General features: G+C 45.9%; 7 protein-coding genes. 2 read left to right on the top strand and 5 right to left on the bottom strand.

Annotated features, from left to right (window positions below):
- Window positions 1–8 precede the first annotated feature (8 nt).
- The 3 genes from pheT to OCV19_RS06710 form a co-directional block, all read right to left on the bottom strand.
- The gene (pheT, locus tag OCV19_RS06720) at window positions 9–2,396 is read right to left on the bottom strand and encodes a phenylalanine--tRNA ligase subunit beta (RefSeq protein ID WP_065676957.1); all 2,388 of its coding nucleotides are present in this window, start codon (window positions 2,394–2,396) and stop codon (window positions 9–11) included.
- 18 nt (window positions 2,397–2,414) lie between these two features.
- Window positions 2,415–3,398: a phenylalanine--tRNA ligase subunit alpha gene (gene pheS, locus OCV19_RS06715; RefSeq protein ID WP_065676958.1), complete on the bottom strand. Its 984-nt coding sequence runs from the start codon at window positions 3,396–3,398 to the stop codon at window positions 2,415–2,417.
- 311 nt (window positions 3,399–3,709) lie between these two features.
- Window positions 3,710–4,819 carry a GGDEF domain-containing protein gene (locus OCV19_RS06710; RefSeq protein WP_065676974.1) on the bottom strand — a complete coding sequence of 370 codons (1,110 nt, stop codon included), beginning with the start codon at window positions 4,817–4,819 and terminating at the stop codon, window positions 3,710–3,712.
- Window positions 4,820–5,292: 473 nt separating this feature from the next.
- Between OCV19_RS06710 and OCV19_RS06705 the strand changes: the two genes are divergently transcribed.
- Together OCV19_RS06705 and OCV19_RS06700 are read left to right on the top strand one after the other, a co-directional pair.
- Window positions 5,293–6,078, top strand: coding sequence for a hypothetical protein (locus OCV19_RS06705; protein WP_065676959.1), 786 nt, complete (start codon window positions 5,293–5,295; stop codon window positions 6,076–6,078).
- Window positions 5,999–6,793 (top strand): hypothetical protein, encoded by a 795-nt coding sequence (locus tag OCV19_RS06700; protein WP_065676960.1) that lies wholly within the window; start codon window positions 5,999–6,001, stop codon window positions 6,791–6,793. The genes OCV19_RS06705 and OCV19_RS06700 overlap by 80 nt, the downstream gene beginning before the upstream one ends.
- A 154-nt stretch (window positions 6,794–6,947) precedes the next feature.
- On the opposite strand, the gene OCV19_RS06695 is transcribed toward OCV19_RS06700, so the two are convergent.
- On the bottom strand, window positions 6,948–7,442 hold the full coding sequence (locus OCV19_RS06695; protein ID WP_017107497.1) for an outer membrane beta-barrel protein: 495 nt from the start codon (window positions 7,440–7,442) through the stop codon (window positions 6,948–6,950).
- Between the two features lie 143 nt (window positions 7,443–7,585).
- Window positions 7,586–11,653 carry an ATP-dependent RNA helicase HrpA gene (hrpA, locus tag OCV19_RS06690; protein WP_048609165.1) on the bottom strand — a complete coding sequence of 1,356 codons (4,068 nt, stop codon included), beginning with the start codon at window positions 11,651–11,653 and terminating at the stop codon, window positions 7,586–7,588.
- Window positions 11,654–11,849: the final 196 nt, after the last annotated feature.

Here is an 11,849-nt window from a genome sequence, read left to right as displayed (position 1 = left end):
AGAAGAGATTAGTCGCGAAGTGCTGCGCCGAATTTCTCTGAGATTGAAGCTACGATAGCATCTACTGAACCAGCGATGTCTGCATCTTCAAGTGTGCGCTCTACAGACTGTAGGCTAAGTGCGATTGCTAGGCTCTTCTTACCTTCTTCAACGCCTTGACCAACGTATACGTCGAACAGTTTAGCGCCTGTTAGGAATTCGCCACCAGCAGCGATACACGCTTCAACGATGTCGCCAGAAGCTACTGCTTCGTCAACAACAACTGCGATATCACGACGGTTTGCAGGGAACTTAGATACGGCTACTGCTTCTGGAAGCACGCGAGTGTTGATAGCTGCCCATTCGATTTCGAATACGATAGTGCGACCGTTAAGACCAAACTTACGCTCTAGTTCTGGGTGAACAGTACCAATGATACCCACTTCTTTGCCGTCTACTACGATAGCCGCAGTTTGACCTGGGTGAAGTGCTGGGTGCTTCGCTGCTTTGAAGCTGTATGCGATTTCGTTTGCAGAAAGCTCTAGAACTGCTTCTAGGTCGCCTTTCAGGTCGAAGAAGTCAACAGTGTTTGTTGCAATGTCCCAGTGCTCTTCGCCACGAGTACCAGAGATAACGCCCGCAAGCATCATTTCTTGGCGCATGCCGTTTTCAGCAGTTGCTTCAGGGATGAAACGTAGGCCTGATTCGAATAGACGAACGCGAGACTGTTGACGCTTCTGGTTGTGAACAACTGTGTTTAGAAGACCTTGGATTAGGCCAAGACGCATTGCTGACATGTCCGCAGAGATTGGGAATGGCAGGATTAGCGGCTCAACACCAGGTACAACAAGTTTTTGCTGTTCTGGTTCTACGAAGCTGTATGTGATTGCTTCGTGGTAGCCACGGTCTACAAGAAGGTCACGAACGCGCTTAAGCGGTTGGTCAGCTTCTTTGTGGTCATTCATTTTAAGTGCCGCTTTAGGCGCTTGGTTTGGAATGTTATCGTAACCGTAGATACGACCTACTTCTTCAATTAGGTCTTGCTCGATTGCGATATCAAAACGCCAAGATGGAGACGTTGCCGTCCAACCTGCGTCCGTAGTCTCAACTTGACAACCTAGGCGAGTAAGAATTTCCACTACGTCTGTAGATGGGATTTCGTGACCTAGTAGGCTGTCTAGCTTAGCGCGACGTAGAGCAACTACGTTTGCTTTAGGAAGATCAGCTTCAGATTCGCTGCCGTTTACTGGCGCAACTTCACCACCACAGATTTCAACTAGAAGCTGTGTTGCACGCTCCATTGCTGCTGCTTGAAGTGTTGAGTCAACACCACGTTCGAAACGTAGAGAAGAATCTGTATGAAGGCCGTAAGCACGTGCGCGACCACGGATGTGATCCGGTGCGAAGAATGCAGCTTCAAGAAGTACGTCTGTTGTTTCAGTAGTAACACCTGAATCTTGACCGCCAAAGATACCAGCGATTGCTAGTGCTTTGTTGTGGTCAGCGATAACAAGCGTGTTGCTGTTTAGTTCAGCTTCGTTGCCATCTAGAAGTGTTAGTTTTTCGCCCTGCTCTGCTAGACGAACCACGATACCGCCTTCGATCTTAGCTAGATCAAATGCGTGCATTGGTTGGCCTTGCTCTAGCATCACGTAGTTTGTGATGTCTACAACTGGGTCGATTGAACGGATACCACAACGGCGCAGTTTTTCTTGCATCCAGATTGGTGATTCCGCTTTCACGTTTACGTTCTTAACCACACGGCCAAGGTAACGTGGACAAGCATCAGTTGCTTTGATTTCAACAGATACTGTGTCTTCAATGCTTGTTGCAACAGCGTCAACTGTTGGCTCTGTAACGTCTGCGCGGTTTAGTACGCCAACTTCACGAGCAAGGCCACGGATGCTGAAGCAGTCTGCTCGGTTTGCTGTTAGGTCTACGTCGATAGTTACGTCGTTAAGCTCAAGAAGCTCACGTACGTCCATACCTAGCGTTGTGCCTTCTGGTAGCTCAAGGATGCCGTCAGACTCTACGTCGATACCTAGCTCAGAGAAAGAACAAAGCATGCCGTGCGATGGAACGCCACGTAGTTTTGCTTTCTTGATTTTGAAGTCACCAGGAAGTACTGCGCCAACTGTTGCTACTGCTACAGTTAGGCCAAGACGACAGTTAGATGCACCACAAACGATATCTAGCAGCTCTTCTTCGCCGATATCAATTTTAGTTACTTGTAGTTTGTCTGCGTCTGGGTGCTGACCGCACTCAACCACTTTACCTACTTTAACGCCGGTGAATTCACCAGCAACAGGTTCTACATCGTCAACTTCCAAACCAGCCATAGTGATTTGGTGAGCTAGCTCTTCGCTGTTAATTGCAGGTTTAACCCACTCGCGTAGCCAAGATTCACTGAATTTCATAGTTTTGACTGCCCCGGATTACTTGAATTGTTTAAGGAAACGAAGGTCGTTCTCGAAGAACGCACGAAGGTCATTTACGCCGTAACGAAGCATCGTTAGACGCTCTACACCCATACCGAATGCAAAACCAGAGTATTTCTCAGGGTCGATGCCAACAGAGCGAAGTACGTTAGGGTGAACCATGCCACAGCCTAGAACTTCTAGCCATTTGCCATCTTTACGTTTCACGTCAACTTCAGCTGAAGGCTCTGTGAACGGGAAGAATGAAGGACGGAAACGCACTTCAACTTCTTCTTCAAAGAAGTTACAAAGGAAATCGTTAAGAATGCCTTTAAGTTGTGCGAAGTTTACGTTCTCATCAACTAACATACCTTCCACTTGGTGGAACATTGGCGTGTGAGTTTGATCGTAGTCGTTACGGTAAACACGACCCGGAGCAATGAAGCGGAATGGCGGTTTGCCGTTTTCCATCGTACGGATTTGAACACCAGAAGTGTGCGTACGTAGCATTAGATCAGGGTTGAAGAAGAAAGTATCGTGATCAGTACGAGCTGGGTGATCGTCTGCGATGTTTAGTGCATCAAAGTTGTGGAATGCATCTTCGATCTCAGGGCCAGACTCAGTGCTAAAGCCAAGCTCACCAAAGAACTGTTCGATACGCTCAACTGTGCGAGTTACTGGGTGAAGACCACCGTTCTCAATGCGACGACCTGGTAGGCTCACATCGATAGTTTCTTCAGCTAGTTTCGCTTCAAGCTCTGCACGTTGAAGTGCGTCTTTGCGAGCTACGATCGCTTGTTGAACAGCACCTTTCGCTTTGTTGATCTCTTGACCAGCAGTGCGACGCTCTTCAGGTGGAAGTTTACCTAGGCTTTGTAGTTGAAGAGTGAGTTCACCCTTCTTACCTAAATACTGAACTCGCACTTCATCAAGTGCGACTAACGAATCTGCTGTATCAATAGCAGTCGTTGCATTAGCAATGATCTCTTCTAGATGTTGCATCATTTCCTCATCTACCAGTTGGTAGTGTCCGTATCGGATGATTAGTTTTTTTAGATAGCTACACATAGTAATCAAACACGCTACCAATGCCAAATTGAATCGCTAAAAGAGCAAGTTATTGACTAAAAACACGGCAAATTTAACAGGATATTAATGAGGAGTAGGAAGAAGTGGAACAATTACTGGTACCACTCCTTGATTTGGAGGCGAATCACGCTCAAAAAATTAAGCGAGCTAGGTTTTAGATTTAAAGTGGCCTGAGCGCTAAAACTGACGAGAGCTATGGTTCTAAATCTTAAGTAAATCGAGATCTAAATCTGAATCGAACAAACGCTGTTCTTCCCCGCGTTTTTCGCTAAATAAACGGATTCATCGGCGGCTTTAATCAAATCGTTCATTGAGCCGAATTCTTCGGTTATCTCAGCGACACCGACACTAATACTGCCAATCCAAACTTGATGACTGGTTTCAACCTCTAATTCAGACACTTTCTGTCGAGCGGTTTCCGCGATGTACATCCCACCTTTAAGGTCGGTGTTTGGGCAAATAACCAAGAACTCATCGCCACCTAACCGGCAAACAATATCATCATTACGGAACGTGTTTTTCAGTTCACGCGAGAGGGTTTGTAGCACCAAGTCGCCTGCATCATGGCCGCTGGTGTCATTAATGCGCTTGAAGTGGTCGGCATCAATCATAATACACACTAAAGGCATGCCTAGTTCTTTGGAGTCTTGCCAATGCAGCGCTAACTGTTTAAAAGCACTACGACGGTTATGCAAATTAGTAAGAGAGTCGGTTAATGACAATTCTTCAAGTCTCTTGTTCGCTCGTTTTAATTCTGCCGTACGTTCCTCAACTTTATCTTCGAGTAACTGGTTGAAGCGTAACAACTGTTTGTTTCGTTCAGAGACTTGTTCAAACAGGCCGTTAAGCGCAGCCAACAGCGGGACAGTCGCAGAATCTTGCTGCTTTTCTTCCGCTACAAAGGCTTGCAGAGGTGTCGCGCCCTCTTCTATGGCGGTCATTTGTCGCGCCATGTTTTGGTCGATACCGAGGATGTGGTAAGCAAGCCAGTGGATCAAGAAATTAAGTAACTGCCGTGCTGACGTCTGATCTTCTTCTATGATGAAAGCTTGCATACTGTAGATATCTTGCATAAATACACGATGCACTTTGATATGCTCTTCAATGTGTAACTCATGTACACCGCAATCTCTCATCAAAGATTCTTCTTCTTTAAAGTGAAATTCGGCATAGCGTGTGAGATCAAGTAAAGCGATGTTAATGTCGTCGATAGAGATAGTGTTCTCTGACAGCAGGTTTCCGTAGTGGTTGATAAAACCAACAAGGTATTGATGCTGTTCATCTACAACACCAATGCCTGTTTCAAAGTTTTTATCCCAATTAAATGAATTCATAAATCCCTTAAGGCCGATACCACCAGCACGATTTACATGCATATTCGGAGGTTATAGATATTCGAAAAAATATAACCATCTTACCTGTAGGTTTATTCGATTGTTTGATCCACTTTATAAAAAGACGACTTTGAACATTCTAAATATGGCTCATCTTAAATTTGAGACGTTCTCCCTTAAGAAGAACGCCCATCGAACTCCATCAACTGTTATTTAGCCCTGCCTTTCTACTGTTATGTGTAAAGTGGTTGTCTAAATCTACTTTCTGGCACGGTAAGTTGCGATGGGTAGTTACCCGACGATTCCAAACACGAACCGTGAGAATGAATGACTGTAGGCTTACTTTATGGGGCAGACGTCTCCTTATGGTCAATATTTGGCTTACTAATGTCGTTTTCTGTTAAGTTGCTATAAATTCGGTAAGGGGTGACTTACAATAGTGACAACGACTTACCTTTTTTGAGAACACGATATTGAGCGCCAAATATTCTTATTTAGCTTGGCAAGTGAATACTTCTAGCCCTGCAGAAAAGCTGGTTTTATTGATGCTTGCAGACGGTGCTGACGAATTCGGCTACACCAATGTGTGCCTACAAACAGCAGGTCAACTTTGTGCTCTCTCTACGTTTGGTTTAGCCGACTGTCTTAAGTGTTTAGTCGACCAAGGTTTTCTCGATAAGGTGAAAGTAGATTATCGAGATAAAAAAGAGATTCACGTTTTCAAAATGCTCATTGAGCAAGAGCAAGCTGCGGCGCACGTTGAGGTTCAACCGGCCAATAGTATTCCGGTCTACTCTACTGCACCTGCACCTGCACCTGCACCTGTACCTGTACCTAAGTTTCAGCCTGCTCCGGCGCCAATGCAACACATGCAACATGCCCCTCGCCCACAAGGCAGAGGCTCAATGAACAGTAACACCGTTTCAACGCATGATTTGGATGAAGAGATCATTCCAACATGGGCGGAACGTGCGTTTAAATTCTCCGGCCTTGCTGGTGACCATAGTTTAGTATGGAAAAAATTTGTCCTCTGGTATAAAGCCAAAGCCAATGAACTAATGCCAATATCACGCATCGAATCCAAGTTGCAGTACTGGTTAGTTAACGAGAAGCAAAATGAAAGACAACAACAGCAGAAGACCTCTCAATATTCAGGAAATGCAGGACAAGCTCAAGGAAATGGGTATCGACAAAAGCTTAGCCCATCTGAACGCTTCAGGCAGCAGCTCATTCAAAAAGGCAAAAAGCCAACCTTCTGAGCCAGCTCAACCTGTTGTACCTGACGCTACAGTTCTGCCTAAAGATCCAGTAGTACCTGAAGTTATTGAAGCACAAAGTACCGATGTGAAAGTAGCGGCGGCACAAGCTGCAGGTTCTGGTGCGTCTCAACAAGTGCCTGTTGTTGATCAAGATGCCGCAGAATTAGAGCTGACAGATTGGTGTATCCATGTGTTCGGTTCTTTTTTGAGCGTATACGAAACACAGTGGGAATATCAGTACGGTAGTGAACCAAGCGGTAAGTTCATCGAATTTGCCAACTCTGTTGATTCAGACGGCCTAAACCGTGTGCTAATGCACTGTCATGAGCGTATTCAACTAGGCAACAGTTGGCCACCGCAAATGGGTGAACTGTGGATCCTGAAAGATTCTTTGACGGAAGAAGAGTTGCTGGATAGCCGTATCCGTGTATTGTCTCGCACCGCGGTGAACAAGATTGAGAAGTGGTTAATCCAAAACAAACTGTACGACTTGAAGCGTACGGCTGAAAACAAGCTTGATGGTCTGTTTAAGAAGTACTACTTGGAAGCGAAGCGTTTAGATGAGAAAGGCATGCTAGAAACGGAGTTGCCACAATTCCTGCTTGCCGCTAACTCAGTGAAGAACCTAAACGATTTAAAACGTGAAGAGTACGAAAGCCAACACGGCAAAGCGATTAACCCAAGAATCCAGCGTATTCTGAACAGTAAAAAGTAACCACCTGCCCTCTACCTGTTAGAAGAAAACAAAGTTGCGATTACCCGGTTAACAGATACAAAAATGCCAGCTATTAAGCTGGCATTTTTTATGAATTCTAACGAACTCTTTAACGACTATCCGACCGTTATTTACGATCAGTTTTACTGATTAATTACAGTAGGTGAATAGTTGCGTTTAGAGAGAAAACGCCCGCGTCGTCATCTTTCATTTTGAAGTTTTGGTAGCTAGCACCTACAGATAGTGGACCGAAGATGAAGTATTCAGCGCCTACAGCGTACATGATATCAACGTCGTCTTGCTTGAAGTTATCGCCTTTCACTTCGTATGAGTGAAGACCACCCTTCGCGTATACGTGAAGAGGACCGAAGTCGATGCTTGGTTTGATCGCTAGGTAAGCTGTGCTTACGTCAACACCTTGTTTAGCACGGTTGCCGTAGCTAACGTTGTCGAAAGAACCTAGGTCCCAGTAACCCGCTTCAACACCAATTAGTGGAAGGATACCTGTACCTACGTGGATGCCCACTGCATTTTCATCTTCACCAGCGAATGAGTTTTGACCACCCATTACACCGCCGTACAACCAAGAATCAGCCATTGCTGTTGAAGATGCACCTAGTAGTGCTAGTGCCAATAACGTTTTTTTCATATTCGACCTTTTTCGTCCTAGTGGCAGGCCTTGAGTGGTAATAAATTGCCACCAAGTCGCCCTGTATGTAATAACTATTCAATTAGTAATGCAATAAGCAAGATTTATACCCAAACCTTGCCATTGCGTCTAGCTTTATTCCTTTAGCAAGCATCAATCGCGTTTTTAACACGCTTATCTGATACTGGGTAAGGCGTACCGAGCTGCTGTGCGAAGAAGCTTACACGAAGCTCTTCTATCATCCAACGCACCTCTTTTACATTTTCTGGAACCGCGATCCCTTTTGGAATTTTATTCAACAGTTCTTTGTAATCATTCATTACTGACTCAACTTTGATCATATGAAGACGATCTTTGTTCGGGTCAATTGGCAGTTTTTCCATGCGGCGTTCAATCGCTCTCATATAGCGTAGAATATCCGGCAGGCGTTTCCACCCACATTCTGTGGCAAAACCCTTAAAAATCAAACCTTCTACTTGAGCTTTTATGTCAGAAAGTGCGAATGCCATTGAAAGATCCACGCGTCCTTTCAGCTTTTTACTGATGCTGAATGCCGTGGTTAGGATGGTTTCAACCTGTTGAGCAATCTCAACTACGGTATCACCCAGCTCTGCACGTACGTGTTCTTTCAGTGCTTCAAACTGCTCTGGTTCCCAAACCAAACCGCCCTTCTCTTCAATCAGCTTATCAATACCACAAGCGATACAGTCATCGATAAGATCGAGTACCTGTCCGTATGGGTTGAAGTACAAGCCAAGTTTCGATTTGTTCGGCAGGTTAGAGTGCAAGTATTTGATCGGTGATGGCACGTTCAACAGGATTAAACGACGCTGACCCGATTTCATTGCCGAGATCTGCTCTTGCTCGGTTTCGAACAGTTTGATCTCTACGCTGTCTTTGGTATCCACCAACGCAGGGAAGGCTTTAACATCGTAGCCGCCGCGTTTCTGTTGGTAGACTTTTGGCAATTCACCAAAGCTCCACGTGTGCAGGTTCTGCTGCTCGATATCGTCGTCTGCTACTTTAGAAAGCGTTTCTTGAACCTTATCTTTCAGGCTCTCTTTCAGCTCATGCAGATCTTTCTGTTCTTTCAGCTTACGCTTGCGATGATCGACAGCGCGGAATGTTACCTTTAAGTGCTCTGGAATCTGGTCTAACTTCCAGTCATCACGTACCACTTCCACACCCGTCATGCGGCGTAGCTCTTTCTCAAGAGAATCCAGTAACGGTGCTTCAAGTGGTGTCACGCGAGCCAAGAATGCATCAGCGTAGTTTGGTGCAGGTACAAAGTTACGGCGTAGCGTTTTAGGTAACGACTTAATCAAGCTAATCACTAGCTCTTGGCGTAGACCTGGGATCTGCCAATCAAAACCGTTCTGGTCGATCTGGTTCAAGATAGGCAGCGGAATGTGTACCGTTACACCATCGTTGTCGTCGCCCGGCTCAAATTGGTAGCTCAGCTTGAGCTTAATACCGTTTTGATGCCAGAAGTTCGGGTAATCCAAATCGGTAACGTGGCTAGCATCGCCTCGGAACAGCATCGACTTTTCAAAGTTCAGCAGCTCAGGGGTTTTCTGACTGGTCTTCTTCCACCATGTATCAAAGTGACGGCCAGAAACCGCCTCTTCACCCACACGTTGGTCATAGAAATCGAACAGTTCATCATCATCGATCAAGATGTCACGACGACGTGATTTATGCTCTAGCTCTTCGACTTCCTGTAGAAGCTTACGGTTCTGCTTGAAGAAAGCATGTTTGGTTTCCCACTCACCTTCTACTAATGCACTGCGTACAAACAACTCACGGCTGACGGTTGCGTCAATCGCGCCGTAGTTCACAAGGCGCTTAGGTACGATTGGGATTCCGTAAAGCATCACTTTTTCGTGTGCCATTACCGCTGCTTGTTTCTTCGACCAATGTGGTTCGCTGTAGCTACGTTTAATCAAGTGTTTCGCTAGTGGTTCAATCCATTCAGGTTGAATCTTCGCGATAACACGGCCCCAAAGTTTCGAGGTTTCCACCAGCTCAGCAGACATGATCCACTTCGGTTGTTTCTTAAATAAGCCAGACGCAGGGAAGATATGGAAGCGCGCATTACGTGCACCTTGATACTCATTCTTCTCTTGGTCTTTCATACCGATGTGCGAAAGCAGACCTGATAGCAGTGACATGTGAATGCCATCATAGCTGCCCGGTTCTGTATTCAACTTAGTATCCAGTTCACGCATTGCTTGGTGAATTTGGAAGTACACATCTTGCCATTCACGGATACGTAAATAGTTGAGGTAATCTTGCTTACACTGTTTGCGGAACTGGTTACTCGACAGCGCTTTTTGCTGCTGCTTGATGTAATCCCACAAGTTCACAAACGTGATGAAGTCAGACTCTTTATCGAAGAAGCGCTTGTGCTTGTCATCAGACGATTGTTGCTTATCTGATGGACGCTCACGCGGATCTTGAATCGACAACGCAGACGCGATCACCATCACTTCGTGTAGGCATCGGTTACGTGGTGCTTCGATAACCATACGCGCTAAACGTGGATCGATAGGCAGCTTCGCCAGCTTACGACCAATTGCGGTTAGCTTCTTCTTGTCGTCGCCGTGGTTCTTGTTTTTGTTTGCAGCTGGTTCAGCTGTTGCGATCGCACCCAACTCTTCAAGCAGTCTTACACCATCTTGAATGTTGCGCTTATCGGGCGCTTCAACAAATGGGAACGCTTGAATGTCGCCGAGGCCTAGCGCTGTCATCTGAAGGATAACCGATGCTAGGTTAGTACGAAGGATCTCTGGGTCAGTAAACTCTGGGCGTGATTCGAAATCTTCCTCCGAATACAAGCGAATACAGATACCTTCCGCAACACGACCACAACGACCTTTACGCTGATTTGCACTCGCTTGAGACACGGGCTCAATCGGTAGACGCTGTACTTTGGTGCGGTAGCTGTAACGGCTAATACGCGCCGTACCCGGGTCGATAACATACTTGATGCCCGGAACGGTTAACGAGGTTTCTGCCACGTTGGTTGCCAGAACGATGCGTCGTCCCGTGTGAGACTGGAAGATTCGGTTCTGTTCACCCGCCGATAGACGCGCGTAAAGCGGAACAATTTCAGTATCGCGAAGGTTACGTTTACTTAATGCATCTGCGGTATCACGAATTTCTCGCTCACCGTTCATGAAGATCAATATATCGCCAAGGCCTTCATCACACAGCTCATCAACCGCTTCAAAGATGCCTTCGATTTGGTCGCGGTCTGAATCACTTTCATCACCACCTAATGGGCGGTAACGCGTATCAACTGGGTAAGTACGGCCAGACACTTCAATGATTGGTGCATTGTTAAAGTGCTTAGAGAAACGCTCTGGATCGATGGTTGCCGACGTGATGATCACTTTCAGATCAGGACGCTTTGGCAGCAACTCTTTCAGGTAACCCATGATGAAATCGATGTTCAGGCTACGTTCGTGCGCTTCATCGATGATGATGGTGTCGTACTGATTTAAGAATCGGTCGTGTTGAATTTCCGCCAGTAGAATACCATCGGTCATCAATTTGATTTGGGTGTTGTCAGAAATCTGATCGTTAAATCGAACCTTATAACCAACGAACTCACCAAGCTGTGTTTCCATCTCTTCAGCAATACGGTTCGCAACCGAACGCGCCGCAAGACGACGAGGCTGAGTGTGACCAATTAAGCCAAAGCGGCCGCGGCCAAGCTCAGAACAGATTTTTGGTAACTGAGTGGTTTTACCCGAACCCGTTTCACCCGCCACGATAACCACTTGGTTTTCGGCGATGGCTTTCGCGATGTCTTCGCGTTTTTGGCTAACCGGTAGAATTTCTGGGTATTCAATCGTTGGTTTTTGTGCCGCACGCTGAGTTGCCGTCATCATCGACTTAGCAATGTCTAACGCAATCTCATCAAAGACAGCGTGCTTAGCTTGTTCGTTCTTAATTTTGCTCGCACCAGCAATTCGCTTACTCAAACGGAAGCGATCGCGCATCATACATTCGTTGAGCGCTTTACGAAGAGAGGCTGGGCTATTCTGAGATGATTTGTTGTTTGTCGCTGATTGTTCAGCTTTTTTGGTATTTGATTGTTCAGCAGATTTCTTCGATGCAGCTTGGTTTGGTTTCGCTTTGCTCTGTGAAGAACTTGGCTGTGCTGCATTCTTGTTGTTATCTGCTTTTTCCGGAGACGAAGTCAAAGCGTGTCCTATTCTTGTACTTATTAAACTCGCGCGATTATATCACAAGTCTCAAACAAAAAAGCCTGACAGCAAAGGGAAAACCTTTTGCTATCAGGCTGATTAATCTCACTAACACTCGCAGGATCTATGAAAGCGAGGTCAAATGTAAGTCGTACTTAGTAAACTCTGGTTTAAAGCTAACGTTAAAAACTGC

The sequence above is a fragment of the Vibrio celticus genome (assembly GCF_024347335.1).
Lineage (GTDB): Bacteria > Pseudomonadota > Gammaproteobacteria > Enterobacterales > Vibrionaceae > Vibrio > Vibrio celticus.
The sequence above is the reverse complement of the archived record's forward strand: the minus strand, read 5'-3'. Positions and strand labels throughout refer to the sequence as shown.

Bases quoted from the DNA above. Each gene is read 5' to 3' on its own strand.
- pheS (WP_065676958.1), bottom strand. From the start codon at position 3,398: ATGCAACATCTAGAAGAGATCATTGCTAATGCAACGACTGCTATTGAT.
- pheT (WP_065676957.1), bottom strand. From the start codon at position 2,396: ATGAAATTCAGTGAATCTTGGCTACGCGAGTGGGTTAAACCTGCAATT.
- OCV19_RS06700 (WP_065676960.1), top strand. From the start codon at position 5,999: ATGGGTATCGACAAAAGCTTAGCCCATCTGAACGCTTCAGGCAGCAGC.
- OCV19_RS06710 (WP_065676974.1), bottom strand. From the start codon at position 4,819: ATGAATTCATTTAATTGGGATAAAAACTTTGAAACAGGCATTGGTGTT.
- OCV19_RS06695 (WP_017107497.1), bottom strand. From the start codon at position 7,442: ATGAAAAAAACGTTATTGGCACTAGCACTACTAGGTGCATCTTCAACA.